Origin of the sequence: Streptomyces sp. NPDC052020, assembly GCF_040680575.1 — a bacterium.
Taxonomy (GTDB): Bacteria; Actinomycetota; Actinomycetes; order Streptomycetales; family Streptomycetaceae; genus Streptomyces.
In genome coordinates this window covers 1-19,308 of the sequence record NZ_JBFAWY010000017.1, presented here as the reverse complement: position 1 = coordinate 19,308, position 19,308 = coordinate 1, and the positions used below count along the sequence as shown (strand labels likewise).

Genomic DNA, 19,308 nt, shown 5'->3' with positions numbered 1-19,308 from the left:
CGTCCTGCCGCGCCGTACGGGGGCAGCGCGGCCAACCCGGTGCGTTACCGTGTGCTCGGCCCGCTGGAGATACGGCAGGCCGACGGCGTGTTCCACATGGTGAGTCAGCCCAAGTGCCGTGCGCTGCTGGCCGTGCTGCTGCTCAACGCCAACCGAGTGGTGCCGGCCGGGGAACTGCTCAAGCGGCTCTGGCCGGACGGCACACCGCGGTCGGCGCGCAAGCTCGTCCAGCAGTACGTGCACCGGCTGAGGCGCAGACTGCCGCGGGCCGAACCGGAGAAGCACCGGCCGGGTCCCGGGGGGAGCCGGCTGGTGACCTGTCCCGCCGGCTACCGGTTGCGGGTGGAGTCCGCGGAGCTGGACGCCGACCGGTTCACCGCCTTGGTGACCGCGGCGCGCCGGCGCCTCGTGGAGGGTGACGCGGAGTACGCGGCGGGGGCGTTGCGGCGGGCACTGGACATGTGGCGCGGACCGTTGCTCGCCGACGTCCCGGACCTGCCGGCGACGCTGCCGGAGCTGGTACGGCTGGAGGAGGAGCGGCTCGCGGCCACCGAGGCCTGGGTGTGGGCCGAGCTGCGCCGGGGGCACGCCCGCGAGGTCGTTCCCGACCTGGAGATCCTGGTCGCCGCCCACCCCTTGCGTGAACCTTTCCGCTACCAGCAGATGGTCGCGCTGAGCCTGGCCGGGCGTCGTGCCGACGCGTTGGGGGCGGCCCGGGAGCTGCGCCGAGACCTGGCCGAGGAGTTGGGCATCAGACCGGGAGCGGACGTGCTCGCGCTGGAGCAGGCGATCGTGCGGGACACGCTCACGGATCTCCCGGGGCTGGTGGCGAGGACGGTCGGCGCCTTCGAGGCGGCCCGAGCCCTGTGAGACGTCCGGCCACGGGCCGCCCAGGGCCGTGGCCGGCCCTCCTCACGCCTCCTCGGCCCGCTCGCGCTGCCGTCGCGGCCCCGGAGGCGGCCACGGAACGTCGAGTCGCTCACGCCATGTCGTGCGCGAGGCATTCAGCTACGGCGTCGGCGTCGATGACCCTGCTCGCTGGTGTGGGCGGAGCCGCAGCGCTGGCACTCTGCGGCAACGTGATCCGCCGATTAGCGGCCGTTGCCCGGGCGGTGGAAGCCGAGGTCACCGTTTGCCGACAGGACGCCGGCCAGGTCGCCGGGTTTGTGCCACACGGTGGCGTCCAGGGAGGCGAGAGTGGGCACGGCGACGGCGCGCGGGCTCTCGGTGCGGCCCAGGGAGCCGGCCCCGGAGGGCACAGGAGGCAGGTACAGGGGGCCGTCCGTGAAGGTGAGGTGTGCGGCGCCGGGGACGGTGAGCCGGTAGCCCGTAGCGGTGTTGGGCTCGGGGGCCTTGGTGAGGCGGGGTAGGTAACGCGGGTCGGTTCCCGGGGTGATGGCCTGGGTCGGCGCGGGCGTCGGCTGATGGAGGGAGGGGGAGGTGGGACCGTGGGAGCAGCCGTCCAGATCGATGACGGCGCCGAACCGGCGGTCCTGCCGGGCGGCCCGCAGCGCGGCGGCGCCGCCCATGGAGTGGCCGGTGACCGCGACGCGGCCGGTGTCCAGGTGTCCGGTCAGTGGGTCGGTGATCTCGCCTCGGCCCAGACGCTCCAGCCGGGTGAGGACGGAGCCGACGTCGGCGGCCCGGGGGCCTTGCGACCGCCGCCGTCGGGGATGTCGCCGAGTTTCTCGACGTCCCCGTGCACGAGCTCGCCGGGCCGGTCGCGTTCGTAGCGGCGTACGATCCGGCCGGTGGTCCGGTCCAGGGGGGTGAGCCGGGCCAGGCCGGTGCCACGGTCCGAGAGTGTCCGGGAGGTGGCTCATCATCGGCTCGGCCGTCGGGTGTGCCCGTCAGCCCCTTGACCGGGTGCCGCTTCGACGGAGGATGGGGGAAAAGAGGGGTCTGCGTGGTGAAGTGCGGGTCTCTGACTCACTCCGACGGCAGGGAGCGTTTCTTCCGATGACCACACAGCCCGCACGCCCTGAGCGCAGCGGTCCCGCGACCGCCTCGGTCACGGATGTCCCGCCGTTCAAGCCTTCTCTCGTCACAGCGGTGTTCAGGGACGTGACCTCGATGCACGTCTCTCGGTCGGCCGCGTGGGCCGCCGCGTCGGTGACGCGGACGTACTGACCAGATCATCGACGGCGCGAGGAGAGCGGCGGCTGAGGAGGCCCGGAAGAAGCTGATCCCCGGGGACCTTCTTGCGGCGATCGACCGGAACGCCGAGCGTCCCGGGACACCCACGTGCAGTGCTCAATGGTGTCCACGCCGGCGGCAACTGCGGCGGCGATCCCCTCGGTGCCGTGGGCGTGTGCGGCGACAGGCAGTCCGGCGCGCCGGGCCTCCTGGACCACGACGTCCAGTTCCGCGACGGTGAATTGTGCTGCCCAGACCGGAGGGCCGCCCTTGGTGATACCACCTCCGGTGGCCGTTACTTTGATGACATCGGCTCCCCGCTCGATGGCGCGGCGGACCGTCTCCCGGATGGCCTCGGTGCCCTCGGCCTCGCCGCCGAAGAACCAGCAATGGCCGCCTGGAGCCGTCACCGGCGTACCGGCGGCGAGGATGCGCGGGCCGGGGGCTGGATGTGCCGGCCACGCAGGCCGAGCAGCACACGTGCCGCCGAGATCATGCTGTCCACTCGCGCTCCTTCTGCTTGTTTCATCGACCAGCGGTGGGAGGAGACCACCCCGCGCGGTCCCGTGCCGAAGGCCGGGGACCTGTCGGTGTGCGGTTGCCGCCACGCCGGCGACGCCGCCCGGCGGGAAGCCGCCGACGCCGCGCGCGAGCAGGCCGCCATGCGACCGTCCCGCCGGACACGGAAGGACAGGCGGCGTCGACGAGCAGTGGCGCAGGTCAGGCCAGGGCGGCCCGCTTCGCCAGCGCGGCGAGCGGGAAGCGCCGGGCCTTCGCCTTGGAGCGGGGGGCCGAGTGCCGGTCGATGATCAGGTGGACCGGGACCTGTTCACGAACCAGCGGCGGTGGCGAGCGGAAGTCCAATCCTCGTGAATTGATCGGAGTTACTTCGGAGCCAAGCGACTCCGGTCTCGCGAACAGTCGGCCTCGGCGCGGTCCTCGCAGTAATATGGCCATGCATTATTGTTGTGAGACTTATTCCTGTTCTCGGTTGTGTTTCGAAGCCGTGCGGAATGGGTGGGTCCCGTGGGTTTCCCGGGCGGATTCTGTGGTGGCTGCTGTGCTCTGCGCGGCGTCACGACTGGAGGGGCCGGCGGGTTTCCGGCCCGGAAGACTGCTCCGTCCGGATGGAAAGGTGCGGCGGTACGCCGAAAAAGCGTCGTGGCGCCGACCGTGTCGAACGATCGGGTGTTATTTTGCCCGGCCTCTCGTGCGGGAGCTCCAGTTCTGGGTAAGCTGCGTTTCCTTGCCATTCGTTTCGGCAGCTCCGCGTCCAAATCCCCCATGCGACTCACCATCGGCAGGGACTTATGACGTCTGCTCCGCGCGCCATGGATATGATCATTGGTACAACCCCGTTCGGCGAGCCCGACGCAGGGCTTGCTGCCGCGGTCAGCCGTGCCGGCGGGCTCGGGGTGCTCGACCTGGGAACCGGCGACCGAAGGTCCACAGAGGCCTTGGCACGTATCCGGCGCCTGACAACCCGTCCGTTCGGGGTGCGGGCCGGAGCGCCCTGCCGGATGGGCCCGGAGGAGCTCGGGACAGGGAGGACGGGGGAGCGGGACGAGGGCGGCCCGCACACGGTGATCCTCGGTGCGGACACGACGTGGCGGGTCGGCGATGTCGCCGCGGAGTACCGGGTGCTGGTCGAGGTCATGGACGTGGAGCAGGCCCTGGAAGCGGTCCGCGCCGGGGCGCATGGGCTGATCGCCCGTGGCAGTGAGAACGGTGGCCGGATCAAGGAGCTCAGTACCTTCGTCCTGTTGCAACAGCTGCTCTCCGATCCCCGCGTGGACCTCCCGGTCTGGGCGTGCGGCGGCATCGGTCCCCGTACGGCGGCGGCCGTCATGGCCGGCGGGGCGGCCGGGGTCGTACTGGAGAGCCAGCTGGCGCTGCTGGCCGAGTCGGGGCTTCCCGATGCGGCGGCAGCGGCGCTGCGGTCCATGGACGGCTCGGAGACCGTAGTCGTGGCCGGTCATCGGGTACTGCACCGCCGTGGCCCGGACGCCCCGCGTCCGGTGGCCGACGAGCCGGAGGCGGTCGCGGCGACGCTGGGCGCGCGGGACCCGCGCACCCAGCTGCTGCCGGTGGGCCAGGACGGCTTCCTCGCCGCCCGCTTCGCCGAGCGCTGGGGCGACGTCGGCCGGGCGGTCCGCGCCCTGACCGCCGCCGTACGGGATGCCGTGCGCGACGACGTACCAGGCCGGGCGCTGCGCCCCGGATCCCCGACGAGCCGAACGCTCGGCACCCGGCTGCCCGTCGCCCAGGGGCCGATGACCAGGGTCAGCGACCAGGCGCGGTTCGCCGAGGCCGTCGCCGAGGACGGCGCCCTGCCGTTCATCGCGCTGGCGCTCGCGAACGGAGAGCGGGCGCGGGCGATGCTGGAGGAGACTCGTGCCGCCGTCGCCGGGAAGCCCTGGGGTGTCGGCGTGCTCGGCTTCGCGCCGAAGGACGTCAGAAGCGCCCAGCTCGAAGCCGTACGGAAGCTGCGGCCCACGCACGCGATCATCGCGGGCGGGCGGCCGTCCCAGGCCGAGACGCTGGAGCGGGCCGGAATCAGGACCTTCCTGCACGTGCCCTCGCCGGGGCTGCTGCGGCAGTTCCTGGACGCCGGGGCCCGCAGGTTCGTCTTCGAGGGCTCCGAGTGCGGCGGCCACGTCGGGCCGCGCAGCAGCTTTCCCCTGTGGGAGGCCCAGCTCGCGGTGCTGGAGGACTTCCTGGCCGGCGCGGACCGGGACGCGGCGGAGCTCCAGGTGTTCTTCGCGGGCGGCGTCCACGACGAGCGCTCGGCGGCGATGGTAGCCGCGCTCGCCGCGCCGCTGACCGCACGCGGTGCCGCCGTCGGCGTCCTCATGGGAACCGCCTACCTGTTCACCGAGGAGGCGGTGGGATGCGGGGCGATCCAGCCCCTCTTCCAGCGGCAGGTGGTGACCGCGGCCCGGACCACGCTGCTGGAGACCGCCCCCGGCCACGCCACCCGCTGCCTCCCCACCCCGTTCACCCAGGACTACCGGGAACACGCGGCGGAGCTGCGGGCCCAGGGCATGCCCGAGCGGCGGATCTGGGAGGAACTGGAGCGGCGCAACGTCGGGCGGCTGCGGATCGCCAGCAAGGGGGTCGAACGGGACGCCGCCGGCGTGCTGGCCCCCGTCGGCGAGGAACGCCAGCTCGCGGAGGGGGTGTTCATGGCCGGGGAGGTGGCCGTACTGCGCTCGGCGACCACCACGATCGGTGCGCTGCACCGGTCGGTGACCTCCGGGGCCGCGGACTTCCTGGCCGGGCGCGCCGCACTGCTCCGGGAACGCCTGGGTGCGGACACCGGCGAGGAGCCGGCCGCGCCCGCGCCGCTGGACATCGCCGTCGTGGGGATGGCCTGCGTGTTCCCGCAGGCTCCCGACCTCGCCGCCTTCTGGGCGAACGTCCTCGGCGGCCATGACGCCGTCGGTGAGGTCCCGCCCGACCGCTGGGATCCCACCGTGCACTACGCGCGGGACCCCCGGCAGGCCAAAGGCGCCACGCTGTCGAAGTGGGGCGGCTTCCTGCCGCGGATTCCCTTCGACCCGCTCCGCTACGGCATCCCTCCCGCCTCGCTGGGCAGCATCGAACCCGTGCAGCTCCTGGCGCTGGAGGTTGCCCGGCGCGCCCTGGAGAACGCCGGGTACGGCGAGCGGGGCCGGGAGTTCCCGCGCTCGCGCACCTCCGTCGTCTTCGGCGCGGAAGCGGGCAGCGACCTCTCCAACGCCGTGACACTGCGCGCGGTCCTGCCGTCGTACTACGGCAGGGTTCCCGAGGAGCTGGAGGAGCGGCTGCCGCGGCTCACCGAGGACTCCTTCCCCGGCATGCTGGCCAATGTGATCTCGGGCCGGATCGCCAATCGGCTGGATCTCGGCGGAGCCAACTACACAGTCGACGCCGCGTGCGCGTCGTCGCTGGCCGCGGTCGACGTCGCCTGCAAGGAACTCGTCGGCGGCACCAGCGACGTCGTCCTGTGCGGCGGCGCCGACCTCCACAACGGGATCACCGACTACCTGCTCTTCTCCTCGGTGCACGCCCTCTCCCCGACCGGCCGGTCGCGGCCCTTCGACCGTTCGGCGGACGGCATCGCCCTGGGCGAGGGTGTCGCCTGCGTCGTCCTGAAGCGGCTCGCGGACGCCGAACGGGACGGTGACCGCGTCTACGGCGTGATCAAGGGAATCGGCAGTTCCAGCGACGGCCGCTCGCTCGGCCTGACGGCACCCCGTCCGGAGGGACAGCGTGCCGCGCTGGAACGGGCCTACCGCAACGCCGGGATCTCACCCGCCGACATCGGACTGGTCGAGGCTCACGGCACCGGTACCGTGGTCGGCGACCGCACCGAACTGACCGTGCTGAGCGAGGTGTTCGGCGAAGCGGGGGCCAGGACGGGCGGGTGCGCGCTCGGGTCGGTCAAGTCGCAGATCGGGCACACCAAGTGCGCCGCCGGCCTCGCGGGCCTGATCAAGACCGTCCTGGCCCTGTACACCGGCGTCAGGCCGCCCACGCTGCACCTGGAGCGCCCGAACCCGGCATGGCGAGAGGAGAGCAGCCCGTTCGCCTTCCACACGCGGGCGCTGCCGTGGACCGCTCCCGTGAAGGAACGGGCCGCCGGGGTGAGCGCGTTCGGCTTCGGCGGAACCAACTTTCACGTGGTGCTCGGCGCCCACGCGGACGCCGTACCGCCGGCCCACGGTCTGGACGCGTGGCCCGCCGAGCTGTTCACCTTCCGGGGGAAGGACATGGCGGCGGCCCGCCGGGCCGTCGAGGACGTCCTGAGGGCCGCCGAGGCAGACGGCAGGCCGTGGCGGCTGCGTGACCTCGCGCTGAGCGCCTCCCGCCGGTCCGACGACGGCCACGACCCGGTGCGGGTCGCCGTCGTGGCCACGGATGCCGACGGGCTGACCGGCCAGCTGCGCAGGGCCATGGCCGGTGAGCACGACCCGGCCGGGGGCGTCCACCTCGCGGGCCGGGACCCCGCCGGCGGGCACGGGCAGGCGGCGGCCGAGGGCAAGGTCGCGTTCCTCTTTCCCGGCCAGGGCAGCCAGCGGCCCGGCATGTTCGCGGACGTGTTCATCGCGTTCCCCGAACTCCAGCACTACCTGGAACTCGGCCGCGACCATGTCGGCGCGCTGTACCCGCCGGCCGCCTTCGACGACGCCGCGCGGGACCGCCGGCAGGCGGCACTCACCGATACCCGGGCCGCCCAGCCCGCGCTGGGCGTCACCGGACTCGCCGCCCACGCCCTGCTCACCACGGCCGGGGTACGGCCGGACATGGCGGCCGGGCACAGTTACGGCGAGCTGGTCGCCCTGTGCGCGGCCGGCGCGATCAGCCAGAAGACGCTGCTGGAGCTGAGTACCGAGCGGGCGGCGGCGATCCACGCGGCCGCGGGTGCGGAGCCGGGGACCATGGCCGCGGTAGCGGCCGGTGCCGAGGACGTCGAACGGGCCCTGCGCGAGGCCGGCGCACCCGTCTCGGTCGTCGTCGCCAACCACAACTCTCCCTGGCAGTCGGTGATCTCCGGGCCGACCAAGGCGGTCGCCACCGCCGTACGGCTCCTGCGCGAAGCCGGGTACGGCGCCAAGGGCATCCCCGTGCCCTGTGCCTTCCACAGCCCACTGGTGGCTGGTGCCGGGGACCGGTTCGCCGATGCGCTCGCGAGCCGGACGGTGAGCCCGCTCGAGTTCCCGGTGTGGTCCAACCGCACGGCGGCCCGGTACGGCGAGGACCCCGACGCGATCCGTGCGGAACTCGCCGCCCAGATCGGCGCCCCGGTCAGATTCGCCGAGCAGATCGAGGCGATGTACGAGTCGGGGGCGAGGATATTCGTCGAGGCCGGCCCCGGCTGTGTCCTCGCCCGGCTGGTGGCCCAGATCCTCGGCGACCGTCCGCACCGCGCCGTCGCGTGCGAGCCGCATGCCCGCAGCGGCCTGCGGGGATGGCTCGACGCGCTGGCCCAACTGGCGGTGGCCGGGCTGCCGGTGCGCACCGGATGGCTGTTCCGCGGGCGCGACGCCGTCGACGCGGTCCGGACTCCGGCGCCGAAGCGGCCCGGCTGGACGGTCGACGGGCAGTTGGTCCGCACCGCCGCCGGAGAACCCCTGCCAGGCGCGCTAGCACCCGTACGACGAGTCGTGGAGGCGATGGTGACCGCCCAACCCCCACATGACGTCCCGGCCGGCAGGGACGCGCTGATCTCCGAATTCCTGCGCACCAGCCGGGAGATGATCGCTGCCCAGCGCGATGTGCTGCTGACCTACTTCGGCGCGGCGCCGGGAGAACGGATCCCGGCACCCGCCACGGTGAGCCCGCTCCCGCAGACCGCAGCGGTCACACCGGCCGTACCGGCCGTACCGGCCGTACCGGACGTACCGGCCGAGCCGCCGGCGTCCCGGCAGCCGGAACGGTACCCGGCTGCCGAGCCCGAGCCGGCCGCTGTTCCCGCACCTGCCGCGGCCCCCGCGGCCGGAGATGCCGCGCGGGCGGACGTCCTGCGGACGGTCCTGGAGATCATCAGCGAGCGCACCGGCTACCCGGTGGACATGATCGAGCCCGACCTCGACCTGGAGGCGGACCTGAGCATCGACTCGATCAAGCGGCTCGAAGTCGTCGGTGAACTGGCCAGACGCCTGGACGCCGGGGGCGGTGTCGGCGTCGCGGGCCTGGACGACGCGGAGCTGGAAGAGCTGGCGAAGGCCCGTACGGCGGCCTCGGTGACCGACTGGCTCGCCACGCGGCTGGCCACGCCCGCGGCACGGACCGGCTCCCCCGGGCAGCCGGAGGAGTCACCGCGGGCCGAGACCGAGCAGGCGCCGCCGGAGGAGTCACCGCGGGCCGAGGCCCAGCAGGCGCCGCCGGAGGTGACCGGCGGGACACCGCATCGGTTCCAGCTCCGGCCGGTGCCCCTGGAGCAGCGGGACGGCTCGACGGACGACCCGCCCGGCGTGCTGGCCGGACAACGGTTCGTGCTCCTCGGCGACGACGGCGCGAGCGCGGCCCGGGAGGTGTCGGCCAGGCTCGCCCGGTACGGTGCCCAGGCGGTGGCCCTCGACCGGGACCACGTGCTCGCGGAGGCGGACGGCCCGGTGGACGGGGTGCTGTACCTCGACTCCCTCGCGGTCGCCGGGCCGCCGGTACTGCCCGACGCGTTCCCCGTGCTCCAGGCCGCCCTGGGCCGCGGCCCGCGCTGGCTGCTCGCCGTACGGCCCGCCGACGGCGGCTTTGCGGACCGGAGGTCGGCGGGGCTGCACGGCCTGTTCCGCACCGTCGCGCGCGAGTACCCGCGGACCGTCGCGCGGATCATCGACCTCGGTGACACCGGGCCCTCCGCCGTCGCCGACGCGCTGCTGGCCGAACTGCTCGCGCCCGGACCGGCTCCCGTCGTCCTGCGCACGGCGTCCGGCCGTCAGGGGCTGGAACTCGTGGAAACGCCGCTCGTAACCCCGCCCGGAACGCCCGGCACCACCGGCGGCGGACCGGCCGGGGGCGGAGCCGCCGAGGCCGCCGCCCTCGGCCTCGGCCGGGAATCCGTGGTGCTCCTGGTCGGCGGGGCCCGGGGCATCGCCGCGACGTTCGCCGCCAGGCTCGCCTCGGCCTCCCGCTGCCGTCTCGAGCTGATCGGCAGGACCCCCGCGCCGGCCGGCCCCGAGGATCCTGCGACCGCCGCCGCCCGCACCCCGGCCGAGCTGCGCGCGGCGCTCGTCGCACGCGCGGGTGGCGGCCTGCCTCCGGCCGACGCCAACCGCGGCGCCGGTCTGATCCTGGCCCAGCGCGAGGCCGCCGCCACGCTGGAGGAGCTCACCGCTCTCGGCAGCGAGGTCCGCTACCGCTCGGTGGACTTCCGGGACCGGAAGGCCGCCCTCCAGGCGGTGCGGGAGATCCATGCCGAGCACGGCCGGCTCGACGGCGTCGTCTACGCGGCCGGTGTGATCGAGGACCGGCTGATCGCCGAGAAGTCCCCCGAGTCCTTCCGGCGCGTGTACGACACGAAGACGTCCGGCGCCGGGGCGCTGCTCGCGGCCTTGGAGGAGTTGCCGGACGGGCCCGCGTTCACCGTCCTGTTCGGCAGCGTCTGCGCCGTTCTCGGCAACCGGGGCCAGGCGGACTACGCGGCCGCGAACGACGCCCTTCAGAGCCTCGGGGACTCCTGGGCCGCCCGCACCGGCAGGCGGGCACTGACGGTGCACTGGGGCCCCTGGGCACCCACCGGCCGTCACACCGGCATGGTGAGTCCGGAACTCGCACGGGAGTACGCCCGGCGCGGGATCGGGCTGATCGACCCCGAGGAGGGGACCGCGGCCCTGCTGAGCGAACTCGCCTGGGGCGACAAGCGGGCCGGAGCCGTCGTCTACACGTCCCCGGGGCTGGTGACATGATGAACGGCACGGCACACAGCCTGCCGACCGGCCGGCCGCCGGTGGCCATCGTGGGGATGGCGGTGCTGCTGCCGGGCGCCGCCGGCCTCCAGGCGTACTGGCAGAACGTGCTGGGCGGTGTGGACGCGATCACCGACGTACCCGAGGGGCGGTGGGACGCCGAGCACTACCGGCCGGGCTCCGCGAGCGGCCCGGCCGCCGCCCACCAGGTCTACTGCCGGCGCGGCGGGTTCGTGGACGATCTGGCCGAGGTGGAGGTCACCCGGTTCGGGATCACGCCGAACTCGGTGGCCGGCACCGAACCCGACCACCTCATCGCGCTCAACGTGGCCGCCGCGGCCATCGCCGACGCGGGCGGCGAGGACCGGCTGCCCGACCGGCGTCGCATCGGCGTCATCCTCGGCCGGGGCGGCTACCTCACCCCCGGCCTGGTCCGTCACGACCAGCGGGTCCGCACCGCCGGGCAGCTCGTCCGCACGCTCGGCGAACTGGTACCCGACCTGAGCCCCGGCCAACTCGAACGGGTCCGTGCGGCGTTCACCGAACGGCTCGGGCCGTACAGCCCTGAGGCCGCCATCGGCCTGGCGTCCAACCTCGCGGCCTCCCGGATCGCCAACCGCCTCGACCTGCGGGGCCCCGCCTACACCGTGGACGCCGCCTGCGCGTCGTCGCTGGTCGCCGTCGACCAAGCGGTGGGCGAACTCGCCGCGGGCCGCTGCGACCTGGTGCTCGCCGGGGGCGTGCACCACTGCCACGACATCACGCTGTGGAGCGCCTTCTCCCAGACGCGCGTACTCTCACCGAGCCAGCGGATCCGCCCCTTCCACCGGCATGCCGACGGCATCCTGATCGGCGAGGGCACCGGTGTGGTGGTGCTCAAACGACTGGCCGACGCCGAACGCGACGACGACCGCGTCTACGCGGTCATCCGGGGCACCGGGGTGGCGAGCGACGGCCGCGCCGCCGGTCTCGTCAGCCCCGACTCCGGCGGCCAGACCCGCGCCGTACGCCAGGCGTGGCAGGCGGCCGGGCTCGACCCCGCCCGACCAGGGGTGATCGGCCTCCTGGAAGCCCACGGCACCGCGACCCCGGCCGGGGACGCGACCGAACTGGCCACCATCGCCGCGGTGTTCGGAACCGGTGACGCGGGGGGCGGTGACCGCGCGGTGATCGGCTCGGTGAAGTCGATGATCGGCCACACGATGCCCGCCGCCGGAGCGGCGGGCCTGATCAAGGCCGCCCTCGCCGTCCACCACGCAATGCTCCCGCCGACGCTCCACTGCGACGATCCGCACCCCGCGCTCGCGGCCACCCGCTTCCGCACACTGGACCAGGCGATCCCCTGGGAGACCACTCCCGAACAGCGGGTCCGCCGGGCGGGCGTCAACGCCTTCGGGTTCGGCGGCATCAACGCCCACGTCGTCCTGGAACAGGCGCCCACGGCACGGACGCGGTCTCCCGGCTCACCCGGTTCGCGGGCGCCGCGCCGCGAGAGGGCCGCTGCCGTCGTCGCCGAGCCGGAGCAGGTGCTCATGCTCGCCGCCGGCGGCCCCGAACGCCTCGCCGCACTGCTGGACGCCGACGACTCCGTCGTACGCGCCTCCGGTCTCGACACCGGACGTACGCACCCGGACGCGGGCCCGGCTCGGCTCGGCGTCGTCGCCCCGACCGCCGAGCGGCTCGCCCTGGCCCGCCGGGCGGTCGCCAGGGGCGGTGCCTGGCACGGCCGCGGCGACGTCTGGTTCAGGCCCGACCCCCTGCTGGTGGCCGGGGACGGGAAACTGGCCTTCGTCTTCCCGGGTCTCGAAGCCGACTTCACACCACGTGTCGACGACGTCGCCACCCACTTCGGCCTGTCCGCCGTACCGGGGCCCCTCGCCCGGTCCGGCGAGCGGGGCCGCGTCTTTGACGTGCTCAGGCACGGTTTCGGTGTCTTCGGCGTCGGCCGGCTGCTCGACGCCGCACTGCGCCGCATGGCCGTCGTCCCGGACGCGGTGGCCGGTCACAGCATCGGCGAATGGACGGCGATGACGACAGCCGGGATGTGCTCCGGGGACGACGTGAACGACTTCGTGGCGTCCTTCACCTCCGGCACCACAACCCTCCCGGACCTGGCCTTCGCCGCCATCGGCGCGCCCGTCGAGCGCGTGCTCACCGCGCTCGACGGCGGGTGGGCGGACGCCGGACTCGTGCTCTCCCACGACAACGCGCCCAGCCAGTCCATCGTGTGCGGACCGGGTGCGGCGGTGGAGGAGTTCGTAGGCTCCTTCCGCGCCCAGGGCGTGCTCAGCCAGGTGCTGCCCTTCCGGTCCGGCTTCCACACGCCGATGCTGGAGCCCTGCCTGGCGTCCCTCACGCAGGGCGCGCACCGGTTCCCGCTGCGTCCGCCGGCCGTCCCCGTGTGGTCCGCGACGACCGCGGAGCCGTATCCCGAGGGCGAGGCGGCGGTGCGGGAGTTGTTCGTCCGGCACCTGCTGGAACCGGTCCGCTTCCGGCAACTCGTCGAGGCCATGTACGCGGCAGGCCACCGCGCCTTCGTCCAGGTCGGCCCCGGCCAGCTCGGCTCCCTGATCGGCGAAACCCTGAGCGGCCGCGACCACTTGGTCGTAGCCGCCAACTCGCCCCACCGCCCCGGGCTCGCCCAGCTCCGGCGGCTGGCGACCGCGCTGTGGTCGGCGGGCGCGGCGGTCGCTCCGGCCCTGCCGCCGTCCACCGGCTCAGCCGGTCCCGGCCAGGCCGCCGGTCCCGGCCGGGCGGGCCGGCCACCGGTCCGGCTCGACCTGAGCGGGGCGCTCGTCTCCCTCGCGGGCCCGGCCCTGGACGGGCTGCGCGCCGAGCTCGCCTCCGGGCGGGCACCGGCCGCCGCCCGGAGCGGTGGCCACCTCCCCGCCCCTGGTGCCGCGACCAGCGGACCGGCGCCGACGACCGCTCCGGCTCCGGCCGCCGCCGCCGCCACCGCCGGTCGTCCGGCGACGGAGAGGATCGCCTCGCCGTACGGAGCTCCCGCCATGACCGGCACTCCGTCCCAGGGCGCCGCCGCGGCGGCCGATGCCGGCTCCACTCCGCTGGACGCGCTCGCCGGGCGCTTCCCGGCCGCCGCCGAACTGAGCGCGCTGCTGCGCAGCACCGAGGACATCGCCACCGCGCTGATCGTCGCAGCCGGCCGTCACCCGGCCCCGGCCGCCGCGCCGGCCCCCGTGTCCGCCCCACCCGCCGGCGCACCCCGCGCCGAGCCGGGGTCCTCGGCCTCGCCAACGACCCGGCAGGCCCGTCCGGCCGGCGACTTGGTGGCCACGGCCCGTCCCGGTCACCGGCGGGAATGGCACACCGTCGTCCGTGTCTCCCCGGAAACCATGCCGTACCTGCTCGACCACTGCTTCTTCCCGCAGCGGCCCGGCTGGCCCGACGTGGCCGACCGGGGGCCGGTCGTCCCGGCCACCACGATCGTCCACCACATCATGGGCGCCGCTCAGCGAGCGGCCCCCGGAATGCGGGCGGTCGCCGTACACGGCGCCCGCTTCGACGCGTGGCTGACCGCCGCGCCGCCCGTCGACGTACCGGTCACCGTCACCGAGGTGGCCGACAGGCCGGACCGCCTCGCGGTCTCCTACGGCCCGCACGCCCGAGCCGTGGTCGAGCTCGCCACCCGCTACCCGCCCCCACCGCCCTACCGCCGCCTGACGGACCCCGCCGGCGAACGCGCCCCCGACCACACCGCGGCCCAGCTCTACAGCGAACGCTGGATGTTCCACGGGCCGGCCTTCCAAGGAGTCACCGAGCTGACCGCGATCGGCGACACCCACGTACGAGGTGTGATCACCACGCTGCCGGCCCCGGGCGCCCTGCTGGACAACGTGGGCCAGATCCTCGGGTACTGGATCATGGCGACCCACAGCGAGCGAACCATGGTGTTCCCCGTCCAGCTGCGGCACACGCGGTTCTACGGGCCGCACCCGCGCCCCCGGACCCAGGTGGAGTGCCAGGTGAGGATCACCTCCCTCACCGACACCATGCTCGAAGCCGACGTACGACTGGCCGTCGAGGGCCGGGTGTGGGCGGAACTCACCGGCTGGCAGGACCGTCGCTTCGACAACGCCCCGCAGACCCGCGCAGCCGAGCGCTTCCCCGAGCGCAACACCCTCTCCCTTCCCCGGCCCGGCGGCTGGTCCCTGCTCCACGAGCGGTGGCCCGACCTCGCCTCGCGCGAGCTGTACATGCGCAACTCGTGCAGCGCCGTGGAGCGTTCCGAGTACGCCCAGCGCCCCCTGCGCGGCCGCAGGCAGTGGCTGCTCGGCCGGATCGCGGCCAAGGACGCCGTACGGCAGTGGCTCTGGGACCACGGCGAGGGACCCGTCTTCCCGGCGGAGATCCGGGTGCGCAACGACGCGGCGGGCCGCCCGTACGTCACCGGGCTGCACGGCCGGACACTGCCTCCGCTGGACCTCTCGCTCGCCCACCGCGCGGAGGCCGGGGTCGCGATCGTACGACCCCACACCCCGGGCCCGGGTCCGGGCATCGACATCGAAGAAGTCGCCGAACGGGACGCGCGGACCCTGGCCGCCGCCCTCGGCGAGGACGAACTCAGGCTCCTGCGCCACCGGTGCGCTGCCACCGGAGAGCGCGAAGCGCTGTGGTTCACACGGTTCTGGGCCGCCAAGGAAGCGGTCGCCAAGGCCGAGGGCACCGGCTTTCGCGGGCGTCCGCGGGACTTCACCGTGCTCCAGGCGGCGTCCGGAGACCGGCTGATGGTGACCGGACGCCTGGGACACACCTACACGGTGCGTTGCGAGCCGGCCCGCAATCCCCCCGGGTTGCCGAGCAGGGACTACATCGTGGCCTGGACGACGGGACCGACGCACGAAGGGAGCACGACCGATGACCCCATCCGACAGGCCACCGGCGCCGCGTGACAGCCGGCCGGCCGGTACCGACGGCCCCGCGCACGAGGACGAGCAGTCGGTGCTCGCCGACATCGCGGGCATGATCGCGAAGGTCCTGGAAGAGGACGGCTACGGCCTCGACGACATCGAGATCGGCATGGACACCAGGTTCGACCGCGATCTTGAACTGGAGAGCATCTACCTGGTGGCCCTGGCGGACCTCCTGGAGGAGCGGTACGGCAGCCGGATCAACTTCGCCGAGTTCCTGGCCGGCCTGGAGCTCGACGAGATCATCCAGCTCACCGTCGGCAGGCTCGTCGAGCACATCGTCAAAACCCTCAAGCCCGTGGAGGCGGGCTGACGCATGGCGATGGTCGACACCGGCGACATCCGGCTGCACGTACAGAGAATGACCCCCAGGGACGGCTGTCCCGTCACCGCCACCGCGGTGCTCGTCCACGGTCTGCTCACCGACAGCCTGGCCAGCTACTACTTCACCGTGGCGCCGGCCTTCGCGGCATCCGGCATCGACGTCGTCATGTACGACCAGCGAGGCCACGGCCGCAGCGGGCGCCCGGACAGCGGCTACACCCTCGACCACAACCTCGACGACCTGGAGGCGCTGCTCGACCGGCTGAACCTGACCGGCCCGGTCCACCTGGTCGGCAACTCCTACGGAGGCACCGTCGCCTTCGGCTACGCCGTACGCCGCCCGGAACGCGTGGTAAGCCTCTCGGTGATCGAATCCGGGCCGGCGACCGAGGCGTGGCTGGCGTCCATGGACGAGATCATGCGGCGGGCGGCGACCGAGCTGGCAGACGACCACACCGCCGCACTGGCCTGGGTCACCGCGCACCGCGGCCACGACCCCACGCGTCTGGCGAAGGACGCGGCACACCTCATGCGCACCACCACCATCGTCCGCGACATTCCGGCCAGCCGGGTCCTGAGCGAGGACCAGATCCGGTCCATCCGCTGCCCGGCACTCTTCCTCTACGGCGGCGATTCGCCCCTTGCGGCGCTGGCACCGTGGCTGGAGTCCCTGCTGCCCGACTGCCGGACCGTCGTGGTACCCGGGCACGAGCACTTCGTGCTGGTCGAGGCGCCGAAAACGGTCGGCCGCCACATTCTGTCCCTGATCCACGGGGCGGCCGGAACACCGGATGCGGCACGGCCGACGGGAGCCGAAGCCCCATGAGCGGATTCCTGTTCGTCGTGCCGCCCCTGGTCGGCCACATCAACCCCACGGTGGGCGTCGGGGCGGAACTGGCCGCCCGGGGACACCAGGTGGCCTGGGCATCCGCCGGGCCCGGCCTCGTCCAGCGGCTCGCCGGGGCCGAGGCCGTGGTGTTCCCGTGTGCCGGGCCGGTACTGGGGGCGGGCGACGCGGTGCGGCCACCGGGGATCCGGGGCCTGGAGGCGTTGAGGTTCCTGTGGGAACGGTTCCTGGTCCCGCTCGCCGAGGCGATGGCCCCGGGGGTGCTCGCGGCCGTCCAGGAGTTCCGCCCCGACGTGGTCGTCGCCGACCAGCACGCCCTCGCCGGCGGGCTGGTCGCCGAGCGGCTGCGCCTCCCGTGGGCCACCTCGTCCACCACCACGGGCGAGTTCGCGTTCCACGACGCGCTGGCCTCAATGCCCAAGGTCGCGGCCTGGCTGGACACGCTCGTGGACACGCTGCGAAGCCGCCTCGGCGTTCCGCCGGGCACCGCCGATCCACGGTTCTCCCCGCATCTGGTGCTCGTCTTCAGCACCCCGGAACTCGTCGGCCCCACAGCCAGGACGGGCGGGCAGCTCCGTTACGTGGGGCCCTCGATCGCAGACCGCCCCGCCGCACCCGGCTTCCCCTGGGAGTGGCTCGACCCGGCCCGGGCCAAGGTGCTCGTGACCCTCGGCACCGCCAACACCGATGCCGGGGCCCGCTTCCTCGGCGACTGCCTGAACGCGCTGCGCTGCCGCGCGGACCGGCTGCAGACGGTGATCGCCGATCCGGGGAACACGCTCGGCACGGCGGCTGCCCGCGCCACCGGCACCGATCCCGGCGCCCACGGCAAGGACGTGCTGATCCTCCCCACCGTCCCCCAACTCCCGCTCCTGGAACGGGTGGACGCCGTCGTCTGCCACGCCGGGCACAACACCGTGTGCGAGGCCCTCTGGCACGGCGTCCCCCTCGTGGTGGCCCCCATCCGCGACGACCAGCCCCTCGTGGCCGGACAGGTGGCCGACGCGGGCGTGGGCATCCGGGTCCGGTTCACGCGGGTCACCGCCCCCATGCTGGGCGCCGCGATCGACTCCGTACTCCACGAGCCCCGATACCGCGCCGCGGCCGACCGGATCCGCACCGCGCTCCGCGCCGCGGGCGGCGCCCCCGCGGCGGCGTCCCACCTGGAACATCTGGCCACACGCGCCACCGCACAGGAGGACCCTTGAGCGACAAGCAGGAGTACGACGCCATGTCGGCCACCACCCCCGAAACCGCGTCCGGCCCCGCACACAGGCCCCCGGAGCACAGCCGCGCCGACCATGTCGCCGCGCTGCGCCCCGCCTACCAGGCCGACCTGGCCCACGGCCTGGACCGCTTCTTCGAACCCAGGAGCACCACCTGTGCCTGGTGCGGCTCGGCACAGCTGAGAACGCGCCTGCGCACCACCGACCTGCTCCAGCGCAAACCGGGCCGCTTCGTCCTCGACCAGTGCCAGGACTGCCGGCATGTGTTCCAGAATCCGCGACTGAGCGCCGCGGGGCTGGAGTTCTACTACCGCGACTTCTACGACGGTCTGGGCGAGCGCCGGCTCGGCAGGAGGTTCGAGCGACGGACCCGGACGTACCTGCGGCGCGCCGAATCCCTGCTGCCCTTCGCCCCCGCCCCCGACAAGTGGCTCGACGTCGGCACCGGCCACGGTCACTTCTGCGAGTCGGCCCGCACCGTGTTCCCCGGCACCACCTTCGAAGGGCTCGACTTCACCGAGGGCGCCGAACTCGCCGAGCGCGCCGGACGGGTGGTACGCGGCTACCGCGGCAGCTTCACCGAACTGGCCCCGGAACTCACCGCCCGCTACGACGTGGTGAGCATGTTCCACTACCTGGAGCACAGCACGGATCCCAGCCGAGAACTGGAGGCCGCGCACCGGACGATTCGCCCCGGCGGGCATCTGCTGATCGAGGTCCCCGACCCCGACAGCCGCTACGCTCACCTCCTCGGCCGCTGGTGGCTGCCCTGGCTACAGCCACAGCACCTGCACTTCGTCCCGGTCGAGAACCTGCGGCACAGGCTGACGGACCTCGGTTTCACCGTGGTGGCGCAACAGCACGCCGAGGCACACGACCCCGTCGACCTCCTCGCCGGTGCCTGGCTGGCGCTCAACGCGGCCGCTCCCCGTGACGACCTCCCGTGGCTGCCGAAGCCGCCAAACGACTTCCACCGCGGGCTGCGCCGGACGATGCTCGCCGCAGGCGTCCCCGCCTTGGCTCTGGGCGCCCTGCTGGACCGTTTCGTGATCAACCCCCTGTCCCACCGGCTGGGGCTCTCCAACGCCTACCGCCTCCTGGCTCGCCGCGAGCCGACTTCCCGGCCGTGAACCGAGGCGGGGCCGAACGCCGTCCGCGCCCGTTGCCAACGGCCCTGCACCTCAGGCACCGAACGGCAGGCAGTGTCCCCCGACGGGCTGGACTGGTACAACGCCTACGTGTCCCGTGGGCCTCGGAGTTCGCGCAGCTCTCTTCCCGCTTCCTCTCGAACGAGCTCGGTAAGGGCGACGTCTTGAGCCAGGGCGCTGAGCAGGCCGACTCCCCGAGGATCTCGCTGGTCGCCTAGTAGTGCTTGGTCAGGTGTGTTCGCTGGTGGCGTGTCCGTTTGATGGGGTGTGTCGTTGAGCGGGTGTGCTGGGTGGGGAGTTGGCCGCGGT

The 19,308-nt window shown here is 73.7% G+C and carries 9 protein-coding genes and 3 pseudogenes; 8 read left to right on the top strand and 4 right to left on the bottom strand.

The window, feature by feature from the left end:
* The first annotated feature begins 39 nt into the window (after positions 1-39).
* Entirely contained in the window at positions 40-870 is an 831-nt protein-coding gene (locus AB0L74_RS19230) for an AfsR/SARP family transcriptional regulator (RefSeq protein WP_365653230.1), read from the top strand.
* Positions 871-1,091: 221 nt separating this feature from the next.
* On the opposite strand, the pseudogene AB0L74_RS19225 reads toward AB0L74_RS19230, so the two are convergent.
* Positions 1,092-1,646: pseudogene (locus AB0L74_RS19225) on the bottom strand (alpha/beta fold hydrolase); the annotation flags it as partial.
* 11 nt (positions 1,647-1,657) lie between these two features.
* Positions 1,658-1,783, bottom strand: a pseudogene (locus tag AB0L74_RS19220) (IS481 family transposase); the annotation flags it as partial.
* 176 nt (positions 1,784-1,959) lie between these two features.
* Here AB0L74_RS19220 and AB0L74_RS19215 point away from each other — a divergent pair.
* A pseudogene (locus AB0L74_RS19215) lies at positions 1,960-2,227 on the top strand (hypothetical protein); the annotation flags it as partial.
* Here the strand turns inward: AB0L74_RS19215 and AB0L74_RS19210 are convergent.
* Both AB0L74_RS19210 and AB0L74_RS19205 read right to left on the bottom strand, forming a co-directional pair.
* Entirely contained in the window at positions 2,136-2,546 is a 411-nt protein-coding gene (locus AB0L74_RS19210) for an amidohydrolase family protein (protein ID WP_365653227.1), read from the bottom strand. The pseudogene AB0L74_RS19215 and the gene AB0L74_RS19210 overlap by 92 nt on opposite strands.
* A 310-nt stretch (positions 2,547-2,856) precedes the next feature.
* On the bottom strand, positions 2,857-3,000 hold the full coding sequence (locus tag AB0L74_RS19205; protein WP_365653223.1) for a hypothetical protein: 144 nt from the start codon (positions 2,998-3,000) through the stop codon (positions 2,857-2,859).
* Positions 3,001-3,446: 446 nt separating this feature from the next.
* Here AB0L74_RS19205 and AB0L74_RS19200 point away from each other — a divergent pair, with 446 nt between their 5' ends.
* The 6 genes from AB0L74_RS19200 to AB0L74_RS19175 all read left to right on the top strand — a co-directional run bounded on the left by AB0L74_RS19200 (position 3,447) and on the right by AB0L74_RS19175 (position 18,981).
* Positions 3,447-10,526, top strand: a complete 7,080-nt coding sequence (locus AB0L74_RS19200) for an SDR family NAD(P)-dependent oxidoreductase (RefSeq protein ID WP_365653219.1) — start codon at positions 3,447-3,449, stop codon at positions 10,524-10,526.
* Positions 10,523-15,436, top strand: coding sequence for a beta-ketoacyl synthase N-terminal-like domain-containing protein (locus AB0L74_RS19195; RefSeq protein WP_365653216.1), 4,914 nt, complete (start codon positions 10,523-10,525; stop codon positions 15,434-15,436). The genes AB0L74_RS19200 and AB0L74_RS19195 overlap by 4 nt, the downstream gene beginning before the upstream one ends.
* Before the next feature lie 70 nt (positions 15,437-15,506).
* The gene (locus tag AB0L74_RS19190; RefSeq protein ID WP_365653508.1) at positions 15,507-15,767 is read left to right on the top strand and encodes a phosphopantetheine-binding protein; all 261 of its coding nucleotides are present in this window, start codon (positions 15,507-15,509) and stop codon (positions 15,765-15,767) included.
* Positions 15,768-15,770: 3 nt separating this feature from the next.
* On the top strand, positions 15,771-16,604 hold the full coding sequence (locus tag AB0L74_RS19185) for an alpha/beta hydrolase (protein ID WP_365653213.1): 834 nt from the start codon (positions 15,771-15,773) through the stop codon (positions 16,602-16,604).
* Positions 16,601-17,833: a glycosyltransferase gene (locus AB0L74_RS19180; protein ID WP_365653210.1), complete on the top strand. Its 1,233-nt coding sequence runs from the start codon at positions 16,601-16,603 to the stop codon at positions 17,831-17,833. Before AB0L74_RS19185 ends, AB0L74_RS19180 begins: the two co-directional genes overlap by 4 nt.
* Positions 17,834-17,856: 23 nt before the next feature.
* A complete protein-coding gene (locus AB0L74_RS19175; protein ID WP_365653505.1) occupies positions 17,857-18,981 on the top strand; it encodes a class I SAM-dependent methyltransferase in 1,125 nt (374 codons plus the stop codon).
* The last annotated feature ends 327 nt before the right edge of the window (positions 18,982-19,308 follow it).

Coding starts and splice junctions, on each gene's coding strand:
- AB0L74_RS19200 (WP_365653219.1), top strand. CDS start 3,447: ATGACGTCTGCTCCGCGCGCCATGGATATGATCATTGGTACAACCCCG.
- AB0L74_RS19195 (WP_365653216.1), top strand. CDS start 10,523: ATGATGAACGGCACGGCACACAGCCTGCCGACCGGCCGGCCGCCGGTG.
- AB0L74_RS19190 (WP_365653508.1), top strand. CDS start 15,507: ATGATCGCGAAGGTCCTGGAAGAGGACGGCTACGGCCTCGACGACATC.
- AB0L74_RS19185 (WP_365653213.1), top strand. CDS start 15,771: ATGGCGATGGTCGACACCGGCGACATCCGGCTGCACGTACAGAGAATG.
- AB0L74_RS19180 (WP_365653210.1), top strand. CDS start 16,601: ATGAGCGGATTCCTGTTCGTCGTGCCGCCCCTGGTCGGCCACATCAAC.
- AB0L74_RS19175 (WP_365653505.1), top strand. CDS start 17,857: ATGTCGGCCACCACCCCCGAAACCGCGTCCGGCCCCGCACACAGGCCC.